Origin of the sequence: Chromobacterium alkanivorans, from assembly GCF_016937655.1 — a bacterium.
GTDB classification, from domain to species: domain Bacteria; phylum Pseudomonadota; class Gammaproteobacteria; order Burkholderiales; family Chromobacteriaceae; genus Chromobacterium; species Chromobacterium alkanivorans.
The window spans coordinates 1-23992 of sequence record NZ_JAFHKL010000001.1 but is presented as its reverse complement, the minus strand read 5'-3'; the positions used below and the strand labels follow the sequence as shown (position 1 = coordinate 23992).

Here is a 23992-nt window from a genome sequence, read left to right as displayed (position 1 = left end):
CCTTCACGCCCCCCAATGTCGAACCGCGGCCACGGTGACGAAGCCGGCAAACATGAAGGCCGCCGTCGCCGCCAGCGAGCGCGGCGATAAGCGCGCCAGGCCGCAGACGCCGTGGCCGCTGGTGCAGCCGGAACCCAGACCCGCGCCGACGCCCACCAGCAGGCCGGCGGCCAGCAAGCGCAAGCCGCCGGCCTCGATCTTGACGACGGGCAATTCGCCCGCAGCCAGCCACCACAAAGCCGGCGCCGCCGTCAGGCCCAAGAGAAAGGCCAAGCGCGCGCGCCAGTCCGCCCGCCGCTCCAACAAGCCGCCCAGCATGCCGCTGATGCCGGCGACGCGACCATGCAACAGAGCCAGCCAAGCCGCCGCCGCGCCGATCAACGCCCCGCCCGCCAAGGCGGGCCACGGCGTGAACGCCGCCCAATCCGCGGCCATCACGCCGCTCCCGCCGGCTGGTCGGCGCAGAACAAGGCGTGCAAGGCGTTCAGCAAGGCCAGGGCGTCGGCGCTGGCCACGCTGTAATACACCCATTTGCCTTCGCGCCGCGTCGCCACCAGGCCTTCATTGCGCAACACGCCCAGCTGCTGCGACAAAGAAGGCTGGCGAATGCCGGTCAAACGCTCCAGCTCAGACACCGACTTCTCGCCGTCCACCAACTGGCACAGCAGCAGCAGCCTGTCCTCGTTGGCCAGGCCCTTCAACAACAAGGCGGCGCGACCGGCATTGGCGCGCAGCATGTTCAAATCCATATTCGTTCTCCCGCGCCGGCTTTCCGGCGTCGCAAACATTATGTTTTATAATATAATGTAAATCAACCAACTGTTACCGCCGCGCCACAGTAGTCCGCCCGCCGCCACATGGCCTATCAGTCACCATCGCGCCGGGAAAAACTGTTGTAGACTCAAGGCCATGAACCTATTTTCAGCCGCGGCGCCGACCCGGCCCAGCACCGCCATGGCCTCCACCCTCCTCCCGCCCGCCCCCAGGCAGTTGGTGCACGAACGCGGCATCCCCGCCTTCGGCGTATATCAGGGCATCATCGACCGGCTGGACTGGCGCGCGCTGAAAACCACGCCCTATCAACGGCTGACGCGCCGGCTGCATCACAAGCGCTGGCAGTACGCGGCCATCGCCCACCCGGCCTTTTTCATCGGCGTCGCCATTGTCGACGTCGGCTGGACCGGCACCGCTTTCGCCTATCTGTTCGACCGCAAGAGCGGCGAAGTCATCGCCGCCGCCAGCGCCAACGGCCTGCCCGGCCTGTCCACCCGGATAGAGGACCGCGCCTTCGGCGACGCCTCCTTCCAGGCCGGCCGCTGCCGGCTGAGTTTCCGCCGCGACGGCGAGCGGCTGGAACTGGCGGTGGACTCGCCGCAGTTGAAAGTGGCCGCGCATATCCAGTTGACGGACATGCCGCCGGTGCTGGCGGTGATCGCGCCGGCCAACTGGCTGGCCCACTCCACCCATAAGAGCGGCGGCCTCCGGATCAGCGGCTTCGCCGACTGCCAGGACCGGCGCTATTCGCTGGACGGCGCGGTGGCGGCGCTGGACTACTCCAACGGCCTGCTGGCGAGGGAAACCCGCTGGCGCTGGGCCAGCGCGCATTCGCTGGAACTGGGCTTCAATCTGCAGCAAGGCTATATGGGCGATACCGAAAACGCCGCCTGGCTGCGCGGCAAGCTGATCCGGCTGGGGCCGGTCAGCTTCGACTACCAGCCGGACGATCCGCTGCAGGGCTGGCGCATGCGCAGCGACAACGGCCTGCTGGACCTGAGCTTCGCGCCGGAAGGCGCGCGGCGCGAAGACAAGAATCTGCTGATCGCCGCCAGCCGCTACGTACAGCCCATCGGCCGTTTCAACGGCCGGATTCGCGACCCGGACGGCGGCGCCGACCATGTGGTCAGCGATTTGCTGGGCGTGACCGAGGACCATCTGTCGCGTTGGTGAACGTAGCCCGCTCGATGTCGCAAGCCAACGACCATTCGCCGCCATTGTCTGAAGTTCATCGCAATTCCCTGCTGTAGCCAGGGAAATCCCCGTTTTGCGAAAACACAAGACCGGCGGGAACAACAGTGGTAGGATGCGCCCGCAACCGAGTATTCTCTCTAAACGCCCAAACCTGACAAACCGTCCAGAGCCTGTCCATGATCCTTTTGCCGCCGCCGCGTCAGAACGCTGATGAACAGACTCTCAGTAGGAGATTGCCATCATGGATAGATTAAGCGCTCTGCTCGAACACAATCGCCACTTCGTGGAAAACCGCGAATACGAGCAATTCAAGACCGACAAATTCCCCGGCAAGGGCCTGGCCGTGCTGGCCTGTATGGACGCGCGGCTGGTGGAACTGCTGCCCAAGGCCATGGGCCTGAAGAACGGCGACGCCAAGCTGATCAAGAACGCCGGCGCGCTGATCACCCACCCGTGGGGTTCGGTGATGCGCAGCCTGATCATGGCGGTGTACGAACTGCGCGCCGACGAAATCTGCGTGGTCGCCCACCGCGACTGCGGCATGCGCGCGGTCGATCCGCAGCGCGTGCTGGACCACGCGATGGAACGCGGCGTGTCGGAAGACACCATCGCCACCTTGCGCGCCGCCGGCATCGATCTGGACGGCTGGCTGAAGGGCTTCGACAACGTGTCCGACAGCGTGCGCCACACCGTGCACACCATCCGCAACCACCCGCTGATGCCCAAGGACGTGCCGGTGCACGGCATGGTGATCCATCCGTCCACCGGCCGGCTGGAAGTCATCGTCGACGGCTACCAGAACGACGACGCGCTGGAGTAAGCCCTTGCGCCTGGGCCTGTTCGGCGGCACCTTCGACCCCATCCACAACGCCCACCTGCGCATGGCCGACGCCTTCGCCGCGGAGCTGGCGCTGGACCAGGTCAGGCTGATTCCGGCCGGCCGGCCCTATCACCGCAGCCAGGGCCCGCACGCCGCGCCGGCGCAACGGCTGGCCATGGCGAAGCTGGCGGCGGCGGATCGGCCGCTGCTGACGGTGGACGAACGCGAAGTGCGCCGCCCCGGCGCCGCCTACACCATAGACACCCTGGAAGAGCTGCGCGCAGAACTGGGCGCGGACGCCGAACTGTGGTTTTTGATCGGCGGCGACTCGCTGGCCGGGCTGCATACCTGGAAGCGCTGGGACGAACTGTTGCGTTTCGCCAACCTGGCCGTGGCCTTGCGCCCCGGCTTCGATCCGGCCTCGCTGCCGGCGCCGGTGCAAGCCTTATGGCGCGCCCGGCAAGTCTCTGATTTTTCAAATCGAACCGCATCCGGTACAATCCGCCCCTTGGCCTTGCCGCCGGTGGACATCGCGGCCACCGACATCCGCCAGCGCCTGGCGCGCGGCGACGCGGTGGACGATGTGCTGCCGCCCGCGGTGCTGGCCTATATCCGCCAACACCGGCTATACCAGACAGTGTAGCCGCCGTGTCCGGCCACTTTCCGCCAGGCCGCCCGCAGTCGGCCGGCAGCGATTCACTTTAAAAGCAATACGGCAGGCCTGCCGCCGCGCTGCGCGCGCCGGCTCCGCCCGCCATTTTGCGGCAGCTTTGCGTCGGCCCCGGCCGCCGCGGACCCCGCATAGGAAAAGGACATTATGGAAGTGCAAGACATTGCCAAGCTGGCGATCGAAGCCCTGGAAGACGTCAAGGGCAAAGACATCATCGAACTGGACACCAGCAAGCTGACCTCGCTGTTCCAATGCATGATCGTGGCCACCGGCGACTCCAACCGCCAGGTCAAGGCGCTGGCCAACAGCGTGCACGTCAAGCTGAAGGAAGCCGGCGTGGACATCGTCGGCAGCGAAGGCCACGAAAGCGGCGAATGGGTGCTGGTGGACGCGGGCGACGTGGTGGTGCACGTGATGCTGCCCGCGGTGCGCGACTACTACGACATCGAAGCGCTGTGGGGCGGCCAGAAGCCCAGCTTCCTGCCGGCCGGCGGCCGTCCGTGGTCGGCGACCTGATCCGGCTGCGCTAAGAACGTGTTTACGATCTCGCGAGCAAGAGCGGGACAAGGCGAAAACGGCTGAGAAAGCGGAATGTACAAGTGGTGCATGAGCATTTCGAGGACGGTTTCAACGCCGTATCGCCGACGCGTGGCAGATCGTAAACAGGTTCTAAGCCGCTCATCGAAACGGGGACGCAAGTCCCCGTTTGCGTTTATTCCCTGGCTCATTCACGATGAAAATCACTATTCTCGCCGTCGGCACCAAGATGCCGCGCTGGGTCGACGAGGCCTACGGCGATTACTCTAAGCGCTTCGGCCGCGACATCACGCTGGAACTGAAGGAAATCAAACCGGAGAAACGCGGCGGCGGCGTCACCGCCGAAAAAGGCATTGCCGCCGAGCACGAGCGGCTGCTCGCCGCCATTCCGCCGCGCGCGCGGCTGGTGGTGATGGACGAGCGCGGCAAGAACTGGACTTCGGTGCGACTGGCGGAAGGCCTGAAGGAATGGATGGCCGGCGGCGACGACGTGGCCTTCATCATCGGCGGCGCCGACGGCCTGGCCGCGGAATTGAAGCAACGCGCCGACGTGCTGCTGCAGCTGTCGGCGATGACCCTGCCCCACGGCATGGTGCGGGTGATGCTGGCCGAGCAGATCTACCGCGCCTACTCTATCCTCAACAACCACCCCTACCACCGCGAATAGACGGACGCCGGCGGATCACGCCGGCTGCGACGGCTGCGCCGCCGCCTGCGGCAAGGGCTGCGGCGCCAGCCTGGCCCACTCCACCGCCACCGTGTCGTCGCGCAAGGGCAGCGCCGAATCCTCGGCGCGCGCCAAGCTGCCCAACCAATTCTCATTGCCCGAAAAAATCATGGCAGCTTCCTCCAGCCTTCATGTTGCAAACGCCGCTCCACCGCGGTGGCGGAACGGCGGCAGGCCACCACCGGGATGCCCAGCGCGTGGGCGCGGTCCCGGTAATTGCGCATCACATTGTGTCCCAGAAAATCGGTGAGCAGGATCAGCAGATCCGGCTTGCCCGGCAGCGGCGCCCTGCGCTGATGCGCGACGTTGCGCCCGCAGATGTGGCGGGCGATCCGGATATCGTAGCTTTGCAGAACCGCCGGAATGTTCCCCAAGCTGTCCGCGCCTATCAACAGGGCGTTCATCGGCCACCTCCTCTCTGCGCGGCGCGGGACGCGCCTCGACATTCCCTCACTCTAAGCCGGCGTAATAACACAGTAAAGATATATAAAATTAGTTTTTTATTTCCAACAAGTATATAAATGCCGCAACGGCCCCGGCGCGCCCGCTTCCGCGGCGTCAAGCCGGCAAGTCTTTGAAATCGCAAAGCAAAGCAAGATCCCGCTTCCGCCGCCGCGGTCGGCTCCCTGCCGCGCCGCTTCGTGCCGCGTTCCAAGCAAAACTATCGACAGAAAAACCGAAACCCGCTACGCTGCGCGCCCTCGGCGTCTTCGTCCAACCTATTGATCTGTATATACAAATGAACGCAGTTCTTCTGGCCGTCATCGTCATGCTCGGGCTGGCGCTGTTGCGCACCCACGTCGTCATCAGCCTGCTGCTCGGCGCCTTGATCGGCGGCCTCTGCGGCGGTCTGTCCCTGTCCCGCACGCTGGAAGCCTTCAACAACGGCATCACCGGCGGCGCCTCGGTGGCCCTGTCCTACGCCCTGCTGGGAGCCTTCGCGCTGGCCATCGCCAAATCCGGCCTGCCGCACGCGATGGCGGATCTGGCGGTCAAGCGGCTGGAACGCGACAGCGGCCAGAGCCGGCTGAAATGGGCGTTGATCCTGCTGCTGGCCGCGGTCAGCGTCGCCAGCCAGAACCTGGTGCCCATCCACATCGCCTTCATCCCCTTGCTGGTGCCGCCGCTGCTTTATGTGATGGCGCGGCTGCATCTGGACCGCCGCCTGGTCGCCTGCGTGATCACCTTCGGCCTGGTCACGCCCTATATGGTGTTTCCGGTGGGCTTCGGCGACATCTTTCTGAAACAGATCCTGCTCGGCAACATCGCCAAATCCGGCATGGACGTGCGCGGCCTCAATGTGATGCACGCGATGGCGATCCCGGCGCTGGGCATGGTGGCCGGCCTGTTGTGGGCGGTGCTGGTCAGCTACCGCAAGCCGCGCCAGTACGTCTTGGGCAAGATAGAAAACGCCGAGCGCACCCGCGCCAAGGTCAGCCGCAAATCGCTGGCCACCGCGCTGCTGGCGATCGCGCTGGCCTTCGCGGTGCAGCTGTACACCGATTCGATGATCATGGGCGCGCTAGCGGGCTTTCTGCTGTTCCTCGCCACCGGCGTGGTGAAATGGAAGGACGCGGACGGTCTGTTCAACGAGGGCATGAAGATGATGGCGATGATAGGCTTCACCATGATCACCGCCCAAGGCTTCGCCGAGGTGCTGAAGGCCACCGGCCAGGTGGGCGCTCTGGTGACCGCCAGCGCCGGCCTGTTCGCCGGCAACCAGGGCGTGGCCGCCTTCGCCATGCTGCTGGTGGGCCTGGTGGTGACCCTGGGCATAGGCTCGTCCTTCTCCACCGTGCCCATCCTCACCGCCATCTACGTGCCGCTGTGCATGCACCTGGGCTTTTCGCCGCTGGCCACCGTGGCCATCATCGGCACCGCCGGCGCGCTGGGCGACGCCGGCTCGCCGGCGTCGGACTCCACGCTGGGGCCGACTTCGGGCCTGAACGTGGACGGCCAGCACGACCATATCCGCGACACCGTGCTGCCCACCTTCCTGCACTACAACCTGCCGGTGCTGGCGGCCGGCTGGATTGCGGCGATGGTGTTGTAGAATGGCCGGCATGGATGATCAAATCGATGCCCGCCTGGCCGAAATGGAAGTGAAGCTCGCCTTCCAGGACGAACTCTTGGACGCGCTGAACGCCACCGTGGCGCGCCAGCAAAAAGACATGGAGCTGCTGCAACAGCAAATGCGTCTGCTCTACCAGCAATTCCGTCAAGCCCAGCCGGACGACGCCGCGTCCGGCCTCAGCCCGCGCGACGAGATTCCGCCGCATTATTGATGCCGACGACGGCTTAGCGGTGGCCTCTGCGCCGCGACACCGTCGCCTCGATATTCTTGCGGCCGATCAGCGGCGCCGGCTCCGGCATCTCCGGCGCGGCGTCGCCCAGCCATTTGTACATCACCAGGCAGTCCACCAGGCCCAGCCGCGCGTGGCGGTAAGCGCGCGGCAAACGGCCCACCGGCTCGAACCCCAGCTTGCTCCACAAGGCCACCGCCACCTCGTTGCTGGCCACCACCGAGTTGAACTGCATCGCCAGGAAGCCGCTGTCCCGCGCCAATTGCTGCGAGTGCTCGCACATCAGCCGCGCCACGCCCTTGCCGCGCGCCGCCTCGGCCACCATATAGCCGCAATTGCAGACATGGCCGCCCGGACCGGCGGCGTTGGGCTTGAGAAAATACGAGCCCAGCAGCGCGCCGTCCTCCTCCGCCACCAGGGTGTGCAAGGGCAGCCGCAGCCACAACTCGCGCGCCTGTTCCCGCGTCAGCTCCGGATCGAAGGCATAGGTCTCCCGGGCAGCCACCACCGCCTGGAACACCGGCCAGAAGCGTTCGAAATCGCTGTCGTTCATCGCTCGGATCGTAATCATGCTGCCTCCTGTTTCAATTGCGCCGTCACCGGCTTGCCGCTCATGCGGCCGGACAACAGGCTGGCGCTGGCGATCAGGGCGCCGCCCAGCCATTCGCGCGACGTCATCGCCTCGCCGGCCAATAAATAAGCCGATGCCGCCGCGAACAACAGCTCCATCAACATCAGCGTCATCGTTTGCGTCGCCGGCAGAATGGACACGCCGTGCTGCGAGATCACGCTGGTGCATAACAGGGTGACGCCCAAAATGCCCAGCACCAGCCAGCTTTGCGGCGGAATCTGCAGAATGCCGCCCAATTGCCCGGCCAGCGCCAGCTTGATCGCGCCGATGGACGCCACGCCGAACCAGATCGACGCCGACTTGACCGGCACCGGGATGGACTGGGCGCCGCGGCTAAGCACATTGCCCAGCGCGAAGGCCATGCCGCCGGACAGGGCCAGCCACTCGTAACGATGGCTGAGCGGCAGCTCGCCGGCGAACAGGCCCGGCCGGTAGATGAAGATGAAGCAGCCGAGCAGCGACAAGGCCACCACCAGCCAGCCGCTGCGGGTCAGCCGCTCCTTCAGGATCAAGCGCGACAGGAACACCGTCCACAGCGGCGACAGGTAGAACAGCAGCAAGACCCGCATCACCTGGCCCTCGGACACCGCCCAGGTATAGCTGTAGTTGCACCAGCCGAACACCGCGGTCAGCACCAGCAACACCGGCTGCAGCCGGAACTGGCGGCAGTAGACGTCGAAAAAGGTGATCACGCCCAGAGTGATGGCCACCAGATAGACCACCAGCGAGGTCATCGCCACGCTGACGCCGCTTTGATTGAGGCTGCGAAACGGGTACCACATCAAGCCCCAGACCAGAGCGGTGGTGAGAATGCCGCAGACGGCGAGAAATTTTTGTTTTACAGGTGTCATCGCTTGTTCTTAAGATATTCGTTTGCTTGCGCCCGCTTTGGAGACACCGTGAACCCCCGCCTGGCCCAATTGCAGCCCTATCCCTTCCAGCGCCTGCGCGCGCTGCTTGCCGGCCTGACGCCGCCGGCGGACAAAACGCACATCAATCTGTCGATAGGCGAACCCAAACATCCAACCCCGGAGCTGGTCGAACAGGCTCTGATCGACAACCTAGGCGGGCTGTCGCAATACCCGGCCACGCTGGGCAGCGAGGCGCTGCGCCAAGCCTGCGCCGGCTGGATGCGACGGCGCTATGATCTGGAACTGGATGCGCAAAGCGAGATACTGCCGGTCAACGGCAGCCGTGAAGCCTTGTTTGCTTTTGTGCAGACGGTGATCGACGCCAGCGCCGGGCAGACGCCCATCGTGATATCCCCCAACCCTTTTTACCAGATTTACGAAGGCGCGGCACTGTTGGCCGGCGCCGAACCCTACTATGTCAACTGTCTGGCCGAACAGCGCTTCCAGCCGGACTGGAGCCAGGTGCCGGAAGCGGTGTGGCAACGCACCCAGCTGGTGATCGTGTGCAGCCCCGGCAACCCCACCGGTGCGGTGATGTCGCTGGCGGACTGGGAGACGCTGTTCCAGCTGTCCGAGCGCTACGGCTTCGTCATCGCCAGCGACGAATGCTATTCCGAAATCCACTTCGGCCGGCCGCCGCTGGGCGGGCTGGAGGCGGCGCGCAAGCTGGGCCGCGGCTTCGAGCGGCTGGCGATGTTCACCAGCCTGTCCAAGCGCTCCAATGTGCCCGGCATGCGCTCGGGCTTCGTCGCCGGCGACGCCGCGCTGCTGGCCAAGTTCCTGCTCTACCGCACCTACCACGGCAGCGCGATGAGCCTGGCGATACAGGCGGCCAGCGTGGCGGCCTGGAACGACGAGGACCACGTCGAGTCCAACCGGGCCCAATACATCGCCAAGTTCGACGCGGTCACCCCGCGGCTGGCGATGGGGCTGGAGGTGCGGCGCCCGGACGCCAGCTTCTACCTGTGGGCCAAGGTGCCGGACGGGAATGATGTAGACTTCGCCAAGGCGCTGTTCGCCGAGGAACACGTCACCGTGCTGCCGGGCAGCTACCTGGCGCGCGACGCCCACGGCGTCAATCCCGGCGCCGGCTATGTCCGCGTCGCGCTGGTGGCCACGCTGGAAGAATGCGTGGCCGGCGTCGAGCGCATCGTCGCCTTCGCCGAACGCCGGCAACGCCAGACCCCATGAATCCCCGCGGCCCCGCCTCCGGCGCGGCCGCCTGAAAGCGAATTGAATGACCACTTCCATCCACATTGCCAAAGGACTGAACACCATGCATCCGATCCAGACCCTGATCGAAGAAGCCTTCGAACAACGCGCCGACATCACCCCGGCCACCGTTTCCGCCGAGCTCAAGGCCGCCATCGGCCAGGTGATCGCCGAGCTGGACGCCGGCCGCCTGCGCGTGGCGGAAAAACAGGGCGCGGACTGGGTGGTGAACCAATGGGTGAAGAAAGCGGTGCTGCTGTCCTTCCGCATCCGCGACAATGAGCTTTCCGACGACGGCGTCAACCGCTACTTCGACAAAGTGGACACCAAGTTCGCCGACTGGAACCCGGCCCGCTTCCAGGAAGCCGGTTTCCGCGTGGTGCCGGGCGCGGTGGCGCGCAAGGGCAGCTTCATTGCCAAGAACACCGTGCTGATGCCGTCCTACGTCAATATCGGCGCCTACGTCGACGAAGGCGCGATGGTGGACACCTGGGCCACCGTCGGCTCCTGCGCCCAGATCGGCAAGAACGTGCACTTGTCCGGCGGCGTCGGCATCGGCGGCGTGCTGGAGCCGCTGCAGGCCAACCCCACCATCATCGAGGACAACTGCTTCATCGGCGCGCGTTCGGAAATCGTCGAAGGCGTGATCGTCGGCGAAGGCTCGGTGATCTCCATGGGCGTCTACATCGGCCAGTCCACCAAGATCTACGACCGCGAAACCGGCGAGATCAGCTACGGCCGCGTGCCGCCCGGCTCGGTGGTGGTGTCCGGCAACCTGCCGAGCAAGGACGGCAGCCACAGCCTGTACTGCGCGGTGATCGTTAAGAAAGTGGACGCTCAGACTCGCAGCAAGACCAGCATCAACGAACTGCTGCGCGGCGTGTAAGCCCCTTTCGTCCGCCGGCTCGGGCGGACAGTCGGCACGCCCGCTGTCCGCCTCTCCCCGCCTCCTCCGCGCCGCCGGCCGCATTGCAATGCAGCATATTTGCATCGCGAACACCGTTGAAATTTGGCTAGTTCACGACAAGTCTATAAAATCTCCAGTTCGAAAAGAATCGGCAAAAAAGCGGCCGCTCTCCAAGAACCGCTCATCCAAGGCAAAGCTTGGGTGACAGGCTTCAAGAGCCGCTTTGCCTGAACGGCCCGCCATCGCACCGCTCCGGGTCCGCCGTTTCAACCGAGGCCGTCCGCGGCTTCACGCATGCTATCTGGAAACTTTGTGTCTTCTGACAATTTCATCGAGTTCAGGAACGTCAGCTTCGCCTATGGCGAGCGGCCCATTCTGAAAAACCTCAACCTCGCCATTCCGCGCGGCAAGCTGGTGGCCGTCATGGGCGGCAGCGGCAGCGGCAAAACCACGCTGCTGCGGCTGATCTCCGGCCAGAACCGCCCGCAGGCCGGCGAAGTGCTGGTTGACGGCAAGAGCGTCGCCAAGATGAGCGCCGCCGAACTTTATCAACACCGCCGCCGCATGGGCATGCTGTTCCAGTTCGGCGCGCTGTTCACCGACCTGTCGGTGTTCGACAACGTCGCCTTCCCCATTCGCGAGCACACCAAGCTGCCGGACAGCATGATCCGCGACCTGGTGACCATGAAGCTGGAGTCCGTCGGCCTGCGCGGCACCCAGCAGCTGATGCCGGCGGAACTGTCCGGCGGCATGGCGCGCCGGGTGGCGCTGGCGCGCGCCATCGCGTTGGACCCGCAACTGATGCTCTACGACGAGCCCTTCACCGGCCTGGACCCGATCTCGCTGGGCGTGATCGCCCACCTGATCAAGAAGCTCAACCACGCGCTGGGCACCACCGCGGTGATGGTCACCCACGACGTGCACAAATCGCTGGAGATCGTCGACCACGTGCTCTTCGTCGCCGGCGGCGAGATCGTCGCCCAGGGCACGCCGGACCAGGTGCGCAATTCGGATTCGCCATGGGTGCACCAGTTCATCTGGGGCGAGGCCGACGGCCCGGTGCACTACGCCTACCCGGCGGAGCGCTCGCTCGCCGACGACCTGGGACTCAACGGAGGCCGCCATGCTTGATTTGATCGCCGCGCCCTTGCGCAAGCTCGGCCACCTCACCATCAACGCCGTCTGGCGACTGGGCTTCGCCTGCCGCTTCCTGGTGGCCATCCTGCGCGGCAGCGGCCAGAGCCTGTTGCGGCCGCAGCTGACCATACGCGAGGTCTATTTCGCCGGCGTGATGTCCTTGATCATCATCCTGGTGTCCGGCCTCTTCGTCGGCATGGTGCTGGGCCTGCAAGGCTACAGCACCCTCGCCAAATTCGGCTCCGCCGACGCGCTGGGCGCGGTGGTGGCGCTGGCGCTGTTGCGCGAGCTGGGTCCGGTGCTGGCCGCGCTCTTGTTCGCCAGCCGCGCCGGCAGCGCGATGACCGCCGAAATCGGCCTGATGAAAACCACCGAGCAGCTGGACGCGATGAGCGTGATGGCGGTCGACCCGATCGCCCGCGTGGTGGCGCCCCGCTTCTGGGCCGGCGTGATCTCCATGCCCATCCTGGCCGCGCTGTTCAACGTGGTCGGCATCTTCGGCGGCTACCTGGTGGGCGTGGTGATGATAGGCCTGGACGTCGGCACCTTCTGGTCGCAGATGCAGGCCAACGTCGACCTGCATTTCGACGTGGTCAACGGCCTGATCAAGAGCCTGTGCTTCGGCGTCGCCGTCACCCTGATCGCCGTGTTCGAAGGTTATGACGCCACTCCGACGGCCAGCGGCATTTCCGCCGCCACCACCCGGACCGTAGTCACCTCCGCATTGGTCATTCTGGCGCTGGATTTCATCCTGACCGCCTTCATGTTCTAGGAAAAACCCGAATGAAACGCTCTACTATTGATTTGTGGGTAGGCATCTTTGTGGCGCTGGGCATCGCCGCCGTCGCCTTCCTGTCGCTGAAAGTGGCCAATCTGGTCCCGCAAAGCGCCAACCAGACCTATGTGCTGTACGCCGACTTCGACAACGTCGGCGGACTGAAGGTCAAAGCGCCGGTCAAGGAGGCCGGCGTGGTGATCGGGCGCGTGGCCGACATCCAGCTCAACCCGAAAACTTATCGCGCCCGCGTGACTCTGAATATTGACAAGACCTATCAGATCAGCGACGACGCCAGCGCGTCCATCCTGACCGCCGGCCTGCTGGGCGAACAATATATCGGCATGCTGCAGGGAGGCTCGGAAACCAATCTGACCCCGGGCGGCACCATCACCATCACCTCCTCGGCCATGGTGCTGGAACAATTGATCGGCAAGTTCATGACGGGCTTTACCGATAGCAACAAGAGCGCTGACAAATAGCGCGGCACAAAGACGGGGCACCCCGCAACAAACTGCCGGCCGGCGCGCTGCCCGCGCCGCCGGCTCACTCGCAATCGATTGGAAAAACGATGAAAAAACTGCTCGCATTCTGCTGTCTGCTGTTCGGCTTGTCCGCCGCGGCCCAAGCCGCCGGCGACACCCCCACCGACGTGATCAAGGACGCCTCCCGCCAGGTGCTGGAAGTGCTGAAACAAGACAACGGCAAGAACACCAAGCAAATCCGCCTGCAGGCGGAAGCCGTGGCGGTGCCGATGTTCGACTTCCCGCGCATGACCGCCCTGGCCGTGGGCCTGGGCTGGCGCCAGGCCAGCGCCGAGCAGCGCGCCCAGCTGACCCAGCAGTTCCAGACCCTGCTGGTGCGCACCTATTCCGCGACCATGACTCGCTTCAAAACCGCCCAGGTCGACGTCAAGCCCAACCCGCTGATGAGCAACGGCGACCGCGACGCCACGGTGAAAACCACGGTCAGCCTGCCGGGCAACGCCAACCCGGTGGCGGTGGACTACTCGCTGAACAAGGGCGCGCAAGGCTGGAAGATCTACAACGTCAGCGTGGAAGGCGCCAGCCTGGTCACCGTCTACCGCAACTCCTTCAATGAAGAAGTGCGCAAGAGCGGCGTGGACGGCCTGATCAAGCTGCTGCAGAACAAGAACGCCGCGCCGGTGGCCGCGGCGCCCGCCGCCAAGGGCAACGGCTGATGCTGGAGCACACCGCCCCCGGCCAGGCGCGGCTCAGCGGCCAGCTGAACATGGACAGCTGCGGCGCCTTGGCCGCGCCGCTGGCCAAGCTCGCCGGCGAAGGGCCCTTGCGTCTGGATCTGTCCGGCATCGCCGGCGCCGATTCCGCCGCGCTGGCCCTGCTGCTCGGCGCGCGCCGCGCCGCCGACGCCGGCGGTCACGCCCTGTCCCTGGAAAACTGGCCAAGCGGGCTCGGCGCCCTGCTGGACCTTTACTCGCTGGCGGAACTGTTGTCCGCCCCGGCGGCGGACTGATATGCGGAGAGGATTTATGTCGCCCCTGAAACCCGCGCTGACCGGCCTGGCGCTATCGCTGACCCTGGCCGGCTGCGCCAGCAATCCGACGGTGCCTTACGACCGCTTCGAGCCTTACAACCGCGCCATGTACCAGGTCAACGACACTGCCGACCGCTACCTGATCAAACCGGTGGCCGAGGGCTACAAGGCCATCACGCCGTCGCCGGTGCGCACCGGCGTCGGCAATTTCTTCGACAACCTCAAGGATGTCTACAGCGCGCTGTCCAACGCCTTGCGCGCCGAGCCGGAGAAAGCGCTGAACGACGTGATGCGGGTGGCGATGAACACCGGCTTCGGCCTGTTCGGCCTGATCGACATCGCCAGCCAGGCCGGTTTGAAGAACAACAAGAACACCCTGGGCGACACTTTCGCCGCCTGGGGCTGGCACGACAGCAACTATCTGGTGCTGCCCTTCTTCGGCCCGTCCACCGTGCGCGACGGCGCCGGCCTGACCGCCTCGCTGGGCGGTCCCGGCCCAGAGAAGATGTTCTACGACACCACCTGGCAAGCGGTGGGCTTCTACGGCCTGTACGGCGTGAACACCCGCGCCCGCTACCTGGGCATGGAAACCATGCTCAGCGCCGCGGCGCTGGACCCGTACAGCTACACCCGCGACGCCTATATGCAATTGCGCGCGCAGCAGCTGGGCCTGCCCAACCCGACCCAGATTAGCGACAATTTCAATCTCGACGAGCTGGTCGACTCTCCGGCCGGCAAGCCGGACAGTTCGGCGCCGGCCGCCGCCGTCCCCGGCGCCAAGGTCGCGGCTTCCGCCGCGCAGTAAACCCGCACCCTCCGCTGCCGGCCGTCCCGACGCGCCGGCAGCGTTCTTTTCCACTTCTCAACAGGAAACGCCATGAGCAATCTGCCAGCCTGTCCGCAATGCAAATCCGAATACACCTATCAGGATGGCGCGATGTATGTCTGCCCGGAGTGCGCGCACGAATGGAACGAGCAGGCCGCCCCCGCCGAAGAGGCCCGCGTGATCAAGGACGCCAACGGCAATGTGCTGCAGGACGGCGACAGCGTCACCGTGATCAAGGACCTGAAAGTCAAAGGCTCCTCGCTGGTGGTGAAAGTGGGCACCAAGGTGAAGAACATCCGCCTGGTCGACGGCGACCACGACATCGATTGCAAGATCGACGGCATCGGCGCGATGAGCTTGAAGTCCGAGTTCGTCAAAAAAGCGTAAGACCCGCGCCGCAAAGCAAAACGCCACGGCCTGAGCCGTGGCGTTTTTCATTGCCGGAGCAAAGCTTGCGCTTAGCTGACGCGTTCGATCAGCGCGCCTACCGCGCCCAGCTTCTTCTCGATGTACTCGTAGCCGCGATCCAGATGGTAGATGCGGTCGACGATGGTTTCGCCCTCGGCCACCAGGCCGGCGATTACCAGGCTGGCCGACGCGCGCAGATCGGTGGCCATCACCGTGGCGCCGGACAGCTTCTCCACGCCCTTGACGATGGCGGTATTGCCTTCCACCTCGATGTTGGCGCCCATGCGGTTCAGCTCGGGCACGTGCATGAAGCGGTTTTCGAAAATGGTTTCGGTCACCACGCCGGCGCCCTCCGCCACGCAGTTCAGCGTCATCAGCTGGGCCTGCATGTCGGTGGGGAAGGCCGGGTAGGGCAAGGTGCGGAAGTTCACCGCCTGCGGGCGGCGCTTCATGTCCAGCGAGATCCAGTCGTCGCCGCACTCCACCACCGCGCCGGTTTCCGCCAGCTTGTCCAGCACCGCCTCCATGCTCTTGGGCGCGGCGTTGCGCAGCACGATATGGCCGCGCGTCATCGCGCCGGCCACCAGGAAGGTGCCGGCCTCGATGCGGTCCGGCATCACCGCGTAATCGGCGCCGTGCAGGCGCTCCACGCCCTCGATCACCAGACGGTCGGTGCCGATGCCGCTGATCTTGGCGCCCATCGCCACCAGACAGTTGGCCAGATCGGTCACTTCCGGTTCGCGCGCGGCGTTTTCCAGCACCGTGGTGCCTTCGGCCAGCGTCGCCGCCATCAGCAGGTTCTCGGTGCCGCCCACGGTCACCATGTCCATGATGATGCGCGCGCCGCGCAGGCGGCGGGCCTTGGCCTTGACGTAGCCGTGCTCAATGCTGACCTCGGCCCCCATCGCCACCAGGCCCTTGATGTGCTGGTCCACCGGCCGGCTGCCGATGGCGCAACCGCCCGGCAGCGACACCGTGGCCTCGCCGAAGCGCGCCAGCGTCGGGCCCAGCACCAGGATGGACGCGCGCATGGTCTTCACCAGATCGTACGGCGCCACCAGGCTGTCCAGATGACCGGCGGTGATTTCCATCTCGTGCACATTGTCGGTCATCACCCGCACCCCCATGCCTTGCAGCAGCTTCTGGGTGGTGGCGATGTCGCGCAACATCGGCACATTGGTGAAGCGCATGGTGTCGCCGGTCAACAGACTGGCGCACAGAATGGGCAGGGCGGCGTTCTTGGCGCCGGAAACGCGGATCTCGCCGTTGATCGGACCGTTGCCGATGATTTTCAGTTTATCCATGACGGATCAGCCTTGCAGTTTTTGCCATTCGTCCGGCGTAGCGGCCTTGACGATGGACAGAGCGTGAATTTCATTGCTGGCCAGGCGGGTGGCGATCACCTCCTTGACCAGGCGGTGGCGGTCGATCAGGCGCTTGCCCTCGAAAGCCGCCGACACGATGGTGGCGTAGAAGTGGTGGCCGTCGCCCTCCACTTCCAGATGAGTACAGGCCAGGCCGGCCTCGATGTATTGTTTGACTTGTTGCGGAGTAATCATGAGAAATCCCGTGGGTGCGCTCAATGGCGCAGTTTATAGCCAGATTTGATCAGCCAGAGCGTCAGCCCCGCCAAGACGGCGAAGCTGCCGCCCACCACCCCGGCCGACAGCCAGGGGCTGACGTCGGCCTGGCCGAAGAAGCCGTAGCGGAAGCCGTCTATCATGTAGAACACCGGGTTGAGGTGGGACGCGGCGTACCAGAACGGCGGCAGGCTGTTGATCGAATAGAACACGCCTGACAGGAAAGTCAGCGGCATGATCAGAAAGTTCTGGAAAGCGGCCAGCTGGTCGAACTTTTCCGCCCAGATGCCGGCCAGGATGCCCAGCGCGCCTAGCACGCCGCAGCCGAGCACGGCGAAGACCAGCGCCCACAGCGGCTGAGCCGGCAGCGGCAGGCCGAACCAGCCGGTGACCAGCAAGACCCCGGCGCCGACGGCCAGGCCGCGCACCACGGAGGCCAGCAGATAGGCGCCGAAGAATTCCAGCGCGGTCAGCGGCGGCAGCAGCAGGAACACGATGTTGCCGGTGATCTTGGACTGGATCAGGCTGCTGGAGCTGTTGGCGAAGGCGTTCTGCGCCATCGACATCATCGCCAGGCCCGGAATCAGGAAGGCGGTGTAGCTGATGCCGGGATAGGCCTCGACATGGCGCGACAGCACATGGGCGAAGATCAGCTGATACATCAGCGCGGTCAACACCGGCGCGGCCACGGTCTGGAACGCCACTTTCCAGAAGCGCACCAGTTCTTTCTTGAACAGGGTCATGAAGCCGGTCATGGCTGCGGCCCTCCATTCATCATCTTGACGAACACGCTTTCCAGATCCGTCTCCACCACGTTCAGTTCGCGCACCTCCACCGCCGCCTCGCGCAGCGCGGCCAGCACCGACTCCAGCTGGCCCAGCTGTTCCAGCTGCAACACCACGCGGCGGTCTTCGTCGCGCAGCTTCATCGGCAGCAGGCCCGCCGGCAAATCGCCCGACAGCAACAGCGCCACTTCACGGCGCGCGCTGTGCGCCAGCAGCTTGTCCTTGTTCTCCAGCGCCAGCAAACGCCCCTTCTTCAGCATGGCGATGCGCGAGCACAAGGCCTCGGCCTCTTCCAGATAATGCGTGGTCAGCACGATGGTGTGGCCAGCTCGGTTCAGCTCCTGCACGAACACCCACAGGCTCTGGCGCAGCTCCACGTCCACGCCTGCGGTGGGCTCGTCCAGCACGATGACCGGTGGGCGGTGCACCAGCGCCTGGGCCACCATCACCCGGCGCTTCATGCCGCCGGACAGCGCGCGCATATTGCTGTGCGCCTTGTCGGCCAGACCCAGCTTGAACAGCAACTCGTCGATCCAGTCGTCGTTGCGGCCCAGGCCGAAGTAGCCGGACTGAAAGCGCAGCGTTTCGCGCACCGACAGGAAGGGATCGAACACCAGTTCCTGCGGCACCACGCCCAGCGCCTTGCGCGCGGCGCGGAAATCGCCGACCACGTCGTGGCCCATGATGCGGATGGAGCCGCTGTCCGGCCGCGACAAGCCGGCCATGGCGGAAATCAGCGTGGTCTTGCCGGCCCCGTTGGGACCGAGCAGGGCGAAGAATTCGCCGGGGGCGACGGAGAAGCCGACCTGGTCCAGCGCCTGCAGCTGGCCGTAGCGCTTGCTCACCGCCTGAATTTCAATAGCCTGGGGCATGAGAGAGGTAACACCGACAACGCCGCGCGGCCGGGGCCGCCGACGGCGCTAATGGTTTGACAAAAAAGGTCAATTATAGCGCTGGGCTACGCTTGAGGGGAGAGTTCTTCCATCACTGCCGGCAGGAATATTCCACGGTAGACATATTGCAACAGTTGCGTGGCATTCTGGCCCAGATTGGTCTGGCTGCCGTCCGCCAGCCAACGATTGATCAGGCCGTGGTGCATCGATTGCAACACCTCGGCCACCGTTTCCGGATTCACGTAGGGCAGGGTCTGGCCGGCATCCACCGCCATCTGCACCACCAGGGTCAATTGCTCGCGAGTTTCTTGCATATGCGCAACACACTCGTCGTGAATGGGGGCCAGTTCACCGACATGCTCGCTCCGCATAAACAGAATGAGTAAAATACGACGAACCTGTGGGTTATCCCCTATCATGGTCAGCAGCCGGTGGCTATGGTTCCACAAGGCCAGTGCCGGACTCGAGTGTGCCGTTCTCAACAATTGCTCACAGATGTCATCAAACTGCCCGCTCATCCTGTCCAGCATCGCCCGGTACAAGTCCAGCTTGTTCTGGAAGTGCCAATACACCGCGCCGCGCGTCAAGCCCGCGGCGCTGGCGATGTCCGCCAGTGTCGTTTTGGAGACACCCTTCTCGCTAAAAAGCTGCTCCGCCGTATCCAGCAGCAAATGCCGCGTTTGTTCGGCTTCTTCCCGGGTTTTGCGTGCCATGTTGAACGTATCGCTGATCAAAGGGTCTGTCGGAAGCCCGCACCATAACACAATGCGTCGCTGGAAGCATTTTACATACGTACACGCATGTATGTAAAATGTCGCGGCTAGAGATCGATCAATTTCCACTATCAAAGAAAAACTGCAGTACCTTTTACTTATAACACTCATATCCCCATATTCCTGAGGACATCCCATGAAGATGCAAGGAAACACCTTCGCCCAGAAAGGCGGGCAATGGCTGTTGCTCACCGCCCTGGCCGCCAGCCTGATGGCCTGCGGTCAAAAAAACGACCAGCACGCCGGCGCCATGCCGCCGGTGCCGGTAGGCGTGATTGAGATCGCCCCCACCGATGTGCCGGTCTCCTTCGAATTCGTCGGCCAGGCCGCCGGTTCGCGCGAAGTGGAAGTACGCGCCCGTGTGGGCGGCATTCTGCTCAAGCGCGCCTATACCGAAGGCAAGCCGGTGAAACAGGGCGACCTGCTGTTCCAGATCGATCCGGAGCCGTTGAAGGCGACGCTGGACCAGGCGCAGGGCAATCTGCAGGTGCAGCAGGCTCAATTGGTGCGCACCAAGCAAGACTACGACCGCATCACCCCGCTGTTCAAAGAGAACGCGGTCAGCCAGAAAGACCGCGACGACGCGGTCAGCGCTTATGAAGCCGCCAAGGCCTCGGTCGCCGCCGCCCAGGCTCAGGTGCAGCAGGCCAAGATCAATCTGGGCTACGCCCGCGTCACCGCGCCGATCTCCGGCATGACCAGCCAGGAAACCCGCTCCGAAGGCAGCCTGGTGTCCACCACCGCAGACGGCAGCCTGCTGACCAAGGTGTCCCAGCTGGACCCGGTCTACGTCAACTTCAGCATGTCCGACAGCGACATGATGAGTTTGCGCAAGATGCAGGACTCCGGCCAACTGAAGCTGGCCGCCAACGGCCACTTCAATGTGCAGCTGAAGCTGACCGACGGCTCCACCTACGGCAAGAGCGGCCGGCTGAACTTCACCGACAGCCTGGTCGACGCCAGCACCGGCACCATCCGCTCGCGGGCCACCTTCGCCAACCCGGACGGCAGCATCCTGCCCGGCCAGTTCGTGCGCGTGATCCTGCAAGGCGCTCAGCGCAGCAACGCCATCGCCGTGCCGCAGCGCGCGGTGCTGACCTCACAGCAGGGCAAGATGGTGTGGGTCGTCGGCGCCGACAACAAGGTGCAGCCGCGTCCGATCACCGTGTCTCAGGACGTGGGCCTGAACGTGCTGGTGGAAAGCGGCCTGAAAGCCGGCGACAAAGTGGTGGTGGACAACATCATCAAGCTGCGCCCGGGCGCCGACGTGAAACCGCATCCGTTCAAGGCCGACGCCAGCGCGCCCGCCGCCGCGCCCAAACAATAAGGCAAAGGGGTAACCATTCATGTTTTCCGCCTTTTTCATCAGGCGGCCCATCTTCGCCAGCGTGATCTCCATCGTGATCACACTGGCGGGCCTGGCCGCCCTCAAGGCATTGCCCATTGAGCAGTACCCGGAAATCGTGCCGCCGATGATCTCGGTGAGCGCGAGCTACCCGGGCGCCTCCGCCGAGGTGATCGCCAACACCGTCGCCTCGCCGCTGGAACAGGCGATCAACGGCGTGGACGACATGCTCTACGTGCAGTCCACCAGTTCCTCCAGCGGCAAGCTGTCGCTGAGCGTGACCTTCAAGATCGGCACCGACGCCGACCAGGCCACCATCAACGTCAACAACCGCGTGCAGTCGGTGCTGTCGCAGCTGCCGGAAGAAGTGCGCCGGCAGGGCGTCAACGTGACCAAGAAGTCCTCGGCCTTCCTGCAGGTGATTTCGCTGTTCTCGCCGGACAAGACCTACGACACCCTGTTCATCAGCAACTACGCGCTGCTGAACGTGGTGGACGAGCTGAAGCGGGTGCCGGGCGTGGGCGACGTGATCAACTTCGCCGGCCAGGACTACTCGATGCGCGTCTGGCTGAAACCCGACCGCCTGGCCCAGCTCAAGCTGACGCCCAGCGACGTGGCCGCCGCCATCCGCGAGCAGAACGCGCAGTTCGCCGCCGGCAAGGTGGGCGCGGAGCCGGTCAAGGGCAAGCAGGACTTCACCTACACCGTGACCACCCAGGGCCGCCTGTCCGAACCGGAAGAGTTCGAGAACATCATCGTGCGCTCCAATCCGGACGGTTCCGCCGTGCGGCTGAAGGACGTGGCGCGCGTGGAGCTGGGCGCCCTGTCCTATGACTTCACCGGCACGCACAACGGCCGGCCCACCATCCCGATCGGCATCTTCCTGGCGCCGGGCGCCAACCAGCTGGCCACCGCGCAAGCCGTGGAACAGACGATGCAGAAGCTGGCGGTGGGCTTCCCCAAAGGCCTGAACTACGCCATCCCCTACGACACCACCAAGTTCGTGGAAGTGTCGATCAAGGAGGTGTACTCCACGCTGGGCGAAGCCATGGTGCTGGTATTCCTGGTGGTGTTCCTGTTCCTGCAGAACTGGCGCGCAACCCTGATTCCATGCCTGGCGGTGCCCGTCTCCATCATCGGCACCTTCGCCGGCATGTACGCCTTCGGCTTCACCATCAACACCCTGACGCTGTTCGGCCTGGTGCTGGCCATCGGCATCGTGGTGGACGACGCCATCGTGGTGCTGGAAAACGTCGAACGTCTGATGACGCAGGAAAAGCTGTCGCCGCTGCAAGCCAGCTTCAAGGCGATGGACGAAGTGTCCGGCGCGCTGGTGGCCATCGTGCTGGTGCTGTGCTCGGTGTTCATCCCGGTGGCCTTCCTCGGCGGCATCGCCGGCCAGATGTACAAGCAGTTCGCCATCACCATCGCGGTGTCGGTGTCGATTTCCGGCCTGGTGGCCCTGACCCTGACTCCGGCGCTGTGCGCGCTGCTGTTGAAGGAAGGCCATCAGCATCCGGCCCGCTTCTTCGTCTGGTTCAACAACTGGTTCGACCGCCTGACCCAGGGCTATTCCCGCGGCGTGGTGTTCCTGATCAAGCGCAGCGCGGTGGGCATCCTGCTGTTCGCCGGTCTGATCGCCATCTGCGTCGGCCTGTTCCGCATCATCCCGTCCAGCCTGGCGCCGGACGAGGACCAGGGCTACATCATCGCCGCCGCCTTCCTGCCGGACGGCGCGTCGATGCAGCGCACCTCGGCCACCATGACCAAGCTGGACGCGATGACCAGCAAGAACCCGGCGGTTCAGGACGTGATGAGCTTCGCCGGCTTCGACATCCTGACCGGCGGCAACAAGACCAACGCCGGCGTGTCCTTCATCACCCTGAAGCCGTGGGATGAGCGCAAGGCGCCCAATCTGTCGTCGCAGGCGGTGGTGGGCGACACCTTCGCCAAGGGCATGATGGGCATCACCGACGGCATCGTGCTGGCCTTCAACCCGCCGCCGATCTCCGGCATGTCCAACACCGGCGGTTTCGAGGCCTATGTGCAAAGCCGCGGCGGCGCCAGCTCGGTGGAGCTGGGCGAAGTCACCAAGAAACTGGTGGCCGCAGCCGCCAAACGCCCGGAACTGAAGGGGGTGCAAACCACCTTCTCCGCCAGCGTGCCGCAGATCTACGTCAAGCTGGACCGGGCCAAGGCCAAGTCCCTGGGCGTGCCGGTGAACACCGTGTTCGACACCATGCAGAGCACCTTCGGCGCACTGTACGTCAACGACTTCAACAAGTTCGGCCGCACCTTCCGCGTGCAGCTGCAATCGGAAGCGGATTTCCGCACCCGGGTTGAAGACCTGCGCAACATCTACGTGCGTTCGCAGGACGGCAATATGATCCCGCTGACGGCGCTGGTCACCATCAAGCAAACCACCGGTCCGGAAAGCCTGGAGCGCTTCAATATCTTCCCGGCGGCCAAGCTGGTGGGCGGTCCCGCCCCCGGCTTCAGCTCCGGCGAGGCGTTGAACGTGCTGGAAGCCGTGGCCAAGGAAACCTTGCCTGACGGCTACACCCTGGCATGGACCGGCTCCGCCTTCCAGGAGAAATCCACCAGCGGCTCGTCCGCCGTGGTGTTCGGCTTCGGCATGATCATGGTGTTCCTGATCCTGGCGGCGCAGTACGAACGCTGGAGCCTGCCGATCAGCGTGCTGATGGCGGTGCCCTTCGCCATGTTCGGCGCGCTGATGGCCAACTGGATGCGCGGCCTCGCCAACGACGTCTACTTCCAGGTGGCGCTGGTGACGCTGATCGGCCTGTCGGCCAAGAACGCGATCCTGATCGTGGAGTTCGCCGTCCAGCAGATGGAAGAAGAAGGCCTGAGCGTGGTCGAAGCGGCCATCGCCGCCGCCAAGCTGCGCTTCCGCCCCATCGTGATGACTTCGCTGGCCTTCGTGCTGGGTTGCATGCCGCTGGCCATCTCCAGCGGCGCCGGCTCCGCCAGCCGCCACTCGATCGGCACCGGCGTAGTAGGCGGCATGTTGGCCGCCACCTTCATCGCCACCTTCTTCATCCCGATGTTCTTCATGCTCATCATGAAGTTCAGCAAACCGAAACAGCCTCAGCCCGCGGCCGAGGCAGGAGACAAGGCCGATGCTTAAACGCGCCCTGATTCCCTCATTGGTGGCGCTGGCGCTGACCGCTTGCGCGGTCGGCCCCGACTACAGCCGCCCCAAACTGGAGCTGCCCGCCAGCGCCCAGGCTCAAAGCCCGGCCATCGCC

The 23992-nt window shown here is 64.8% G+C and carries 29 protein-coding genes; 18 read left to right on the top strand and 11 right to left on the bottom strand.

What is annotated here, in order from left to right; genetic code table 11:
* Nucleotides 1-3 precede the first annotated feature (3 nt).
* Both JW897_RS00145 and JW897_RS00140 read right to left on the bottom strand, forming a co-directional pair.
* Nucleotides 4-435: a YeeE/YedE family protein gene (locus JW897_RS00145; protein WP_205464791.1), complete on the bottom strand. Its 432-nt coding sequence runs from the start codon at nucleotides 433-435 to the stop codon at nucleotides 4-6.
* Nucleotides 435-749 (bottom strand): ArsR/SmtB family transcription factor, encoded by a 315-nt coding sequence (locus JW897_RS00140; protein WP_043589439.1) that lies wholly within the window; start codon nucleotides 747-749, stop codon nucleotides 435-437. The genes JW897_RS00145 and JW897_RS00140 overlap by 1 nt, the downstream gene beginning before the upstream one ends.
* Nucleotides 750-909: 160 nt before the next feature.
* Here JW897_RS00140 and JW897_RS00135 point away from each other — a divergent pair, with 160 nt between their 5' ends.
* From JW897_RS00135 to rlmH, 5 genes are all read left to right on the top strand, one after another.
* Entirely contained in the window at nucleotides 910-1947 is a 1038-nt protein-coding gene (locus JW897_RS00135; RefSeq protein WP_231589196.1) for a DUF2804 domain-containing protein, read from the top strand.
* Nucleotides 1948-2209: 262 nt separating this feature from the next.
* On the top strand, nucleotides 2210-2788 hold the full coding sequence (locus JW897_RS00130) for a beta-class carbonic anhydrase (RefSeq protein WP_048412687.1): 579 nt from the start codon (nucleotides 2210-2212) through the stop codon (nucleotides 2786-2788).
* Between the two features lie 4 nt (nucleotides 2789-2792).
* On the top strand, nucleotides 2793-3431 hold the full coding sequence (gene nadD, locus JW897_RS00125; protein ID WP_048412688.1) for a nicotinate-nucleotide adenylyltransferase: 639 nt from the start codon (nucleotides 2793-2795) through the stop codon (nucleotides 3429-3431).
* Nucleotides 3432-3605: 174 nt separating this feature from the next.
* Nucleotides 3606-3974, top strand: a complete 369-nt coding sequence (rsfS, locus tag JW897_RS00120) for a ribosome silencing factor (RefSeq protein ID WP_019101317.1) — start codon at nucleotides 3606-3608, stop codon at nucleotides 3972-3974.
* A gap of 217 nt (nucleotides 3975-4191) precedes the next feature.
* The gene (gene rlmH, locus JW897_RS00115) at nucleotides 4192-4662 is read left to right on the top strand and encodes a 23S rRNA (pseudouridine(1915)-N(3))-methyltransferase RlmH (protein WP_205464790.1); all 471 of its coding nucleotides are present in this window, start codon (nucleotides 4192-4194) and stop codon (nucleotides 4660-4662) included.
* A 15-nt stretch (nucleotides 4663-4677) separates the two neighbouring features.
* On the opposite strand, the gene JW897_RS00110 is transcribed toward rlmH, so the two are convergent.
* Entirely contained in the window at nucleotides 4678-4833 is a 156-nt protein-coding gene (locus tag JW897_RS00110) for a hypothetical protein (RefSeq protein ID WP_161784589.1), read from the bottom strand.
* On the bottom strand, nucleotides 4830-5126 hold the full coding sequence (locus tag JW897_RS00105) for a DUF2325 domain-containing protein (protein ID WP_048412689.1): 297 nt from the start codon (nucleotides 5124-5126) through the stop codon (nucleotides 4830-4832). The genes JW897_RS00110 and JW897_RS00105 overlap by 4 nt, the downstream gene beginning before the upstream one ends.
* Nucleotides 5127-5461: 335 nt before the next feature.
* On the opposite strand from JW897_RS00105, the gene JW897_RS00100 reads away from it, so the two are divergent.
* Both JW897_RS00100 and JW897_RS00095 read left to right on the top strand, forming a co-directional pair.
* Complete coding sequence (locus tag JW897_RS00100; protein WP_205464789.1) at nucleotides 5462-6775, top strand: Na+/H+ antiporter family protein; 1314 nt, start codon at nucleotides 5462-5464, stop codon at nucleotides 6773-6775.
* 10 nt (nucleotides 6776-6785) lie between these two features.
* Complete coding sequence (locus JW897_RS00095) at nucleotides 6786-7007, top strand: SlyX family protein (protein WP_048412776.1); 222 nt, start codon at nucleotides 6786-6788, stop codon at nucleotides 7005-7007.
* 13 nt (nucleotides 7008-7020) lie between these two features.
* On the opposite strand, the gene JW897_RS00090 is transcribed toward JW897_RS00095, so the two are convergent.
* Both JW897_RS00090 and JW897_RS00085 read right to left on the bottom strand, forming a co-directional pair.
* Nucleotides 7021-7596 carry a GNAT family N-acetyltransferase gene (locus JW897_RS00090; protein ID WP_048412691.1) on the bottom strand — a complete coding sequence of 192 codons (576 nt, stop codon included), beginning with the start codon at nucleotides 7594-7596 and terminating at the stop codon, nucleotides 7021-7023.
* A complete protein-coding gene (locus JW897_RS00085) occupies nucleotides 7593-8507 on the bottom strand; it encodes a DMT family transporter (protein ID WP_205464788.1) in 915 nt (304 codons plus the stop codon). Before JW897_RS00085 ends, JW897_RS00090 begins: the two co-directional genes overlap by 4 nt.
* A 48-nt stretch (nucleotides 8508-8555) precedes the next feature.
* On the opposite strand from JW897_RS00085, the gene dapC reads away from it, so the two are divergent.
* From dapC to JW897_RS00040, 9 genes are all read left to right on the top strand, one after another.
* Nucleotides 8556-9758 (top strand): succinyldiaminopimelate transaminase, encoded by a 1203-nt coding sequence (gene dapC, locus JW897_RS00080; protein ID WP_048412693.1) that lies wholly within the window; start codon nucleotides 8556-8558, stop codon nucleotides 9756-9758.
* Between the two features lie 85 nt (nucleotides 9759-9843).
* Nucleotides 9844-10665: a 2,3,4,5-tetrahydropyridine-2,6-dicarboxylate N-succinyltransferase gene (gene dapD / locus JW897_RS00075; RefSeq protein WP_048412777.1), complete on the top strand. Its 822-nt coding sequence runs from the start codon at nucleotides 9844-9846 to the stop codon at nucleotides 10663-10665.
* 333 nt (nucleotides 10666-10998) lie between these two features.
* Complete coding sequence (locus JW897_RS00070; RefSeq protein WP_048412694.1) at nucleotides 10999-11817, top strand: ABC transporter ATP-binding protein; 819 nt, start codon at nucleotides 10999-11001, stop codon at nucleotides 11815-11817.
* Complete coding sequence (mlaE, locus tag JW897_RS00065; RefSeq protein ID WP_048412695.1) at nucleotides 11810-12595, top strand: lipid asymmetry maintenance ABC transporter permease subunit MlaE; 786 nt, start codon at nucleotides 11810-11812, stop codon at nucleotides 12593-12595. Before JW897_RS00070 ends, mlaE begins: the two co-directional genes overlap by 8 nt.
* A gap of 11 nt (nucleotides 12596-12606) precedes the next feature.
* On the top strand, nucleotides 12607-13080 hold the full coding sequence (gene mlaD / locus JW897_RS00060) for an outer membrane lipid asymmetry maintenance protein MlaD (protein WP_048412696.1): 474 nt from the start codon (nucleotides 12607-12609) through the stop codon (nucleotides 13078-13080).
* Nucleotides 13081-13169: 89 nt separating this feature from the next.
* Complete coding sequence (locus tag JW897_RS00055) at nucleotides 13170-13799, top strand: MlaC/ttg2D family ABC transporter substrate-binding protein (protein ID WP_048412697.1); 630 nt, start codon at nucleotides 13170-13172, stop codon at nucleotides 13797-13799.
* Nucleotides 13799-14092, top strand: a complete 294-nt coding sequence (locus JW897_RS00050; protein ID WP_048412698.1) for an STAS domain-containing protein — start codon at nucleotides 13799-13801, stop codon at nucleotides 14090-14092. The genes JW897_RS00055 and JW897_RS00050 overlap by 1 nt, the downstream gene beginning before the upstream one ends.
* A 16-nt stretch (nucleotides 14093-14108) precedes the next feature.
* Nucleotides 14109-14918 (top strand): MlaA family lipoprotein, encoded by an 810-nt coding sequence (locus JW897_RS00045; RefSeq protein WP_048412699.1) that lies wholly within the window; start codon nucleotides 14109-14111, stop codon nucleotides 14916-14918.
* A 72-nt stretch (nucleotides 14919-14990) separates the two neighbouring features.
* Nucleotides 14991-15326 (top strand): zinc ribbon domain-containing protein YjdM, encoded by a 336-nt coding sequence (locus JW897_RS00040; RefSeq protein ID WP_205464787.1) that lies wholly within the window; start codon nucleotides 14991-14993, stop codon nucleotides 15324-15326.
* Nucleotides 15327-15397: 71 nt separating this feature from the next.
* Here the strand turns inward: JW897_RS00040 and murA are convergent, their stop codons facing one another.
* The 5 genes from murA to JW897_RS00015 form a co-directional block, all read right to left on the bottom strand.
* Entirely contained in the window at nucleotides 15398-16651 is a 1254-nt protein-coding gene (murA, locus tag JW897_RS00035) for a UDP-N-acetylglucosamine 1-carboxyvinyltransferase (RefSeq protein ID WP_048412701.1), read from the bottom strand.
* A gap of 6 nt (nucleotides 16652-16657) precedes the next feature.
* A complete protein-coding gene (locus tag JW897_RS00030) occupies nucleotides 16658-16906 on the bottom strand; it encodes a BolA family protein (protein ID WP_048407933.1) in 249 nt (82 codons plus the stop codon).
* 20 nt (nucleotides 16907-16926) lie between these two features.
* Nucleotides 16927-17682, bottom strand: a complete 756-nt coding sequence (locus tag JW897_RS00025) for an ABC transporter permease (protein ID WP_048412702.1) — start codon at nucleotides 17680-17682, stop codon at nucleotides 16927-16929.
* Nucleotides 17679-18584 carry an ABC transporter ATP-binding protein gene (locus tag JW897_RS00020; protein WP_205464786.1) on the bottom strand — a complete coding sequence of 302 codons (906 nt, stop codon included), beginning with the start codon at nucleotides 18582-18584 and terminating at the stop codon, nucleotides 17679-17681. Before JW897_RS00020 ends, JW897_RS00025 begins: the two co-directional genes overlap by 4 nt.
* 86 nt (nucleotides 18585-18670) lie before the next feature.
* Nucleotides 18671-19318 (bottom strand): TetR family transcriptional regulator, encoded by a 648-nt coding sequence (locus tag JW897_RS00015; RefSeq protein ID WP_205464785.1) that lies wholly within the window; start codon nucleotides 19316-19318, stop codon nucleotides 18671-18673.
* 196 nt (nucleotides 19319-19514) lie between these two features.
* On the opposite strand from JW897_RS00015, the gene JW897_RS00010 reads away from it, so the two are divergent.
* Nucleotides 19515-20705, top strand: coding sequence for an efflux RND transporter periplasmic adaptor subunit (locus JW897_RS00010; protein WP_231589197.1), 1191 nt, complete (start codon nucleotides 19515-19517; stop codon nucleotides 20703-20705).
* A gap of 19 nt (nucleotides 20706-20724) precedes the next feature.
* Nucleotides 20725-23871 (top strand): efflux RND transporter permease subunit, encoded by a 3147-nt coding sequence (locus JW897_RS00005; protein WP_048412704.1) that lies wholly within the window; start codon nucleotides 20725-20727, stop codon nucleotides 23869-23871.
* The last annotated feature ends 121 nt before the right edge of the window (nucleotides 23872-23992 follow it).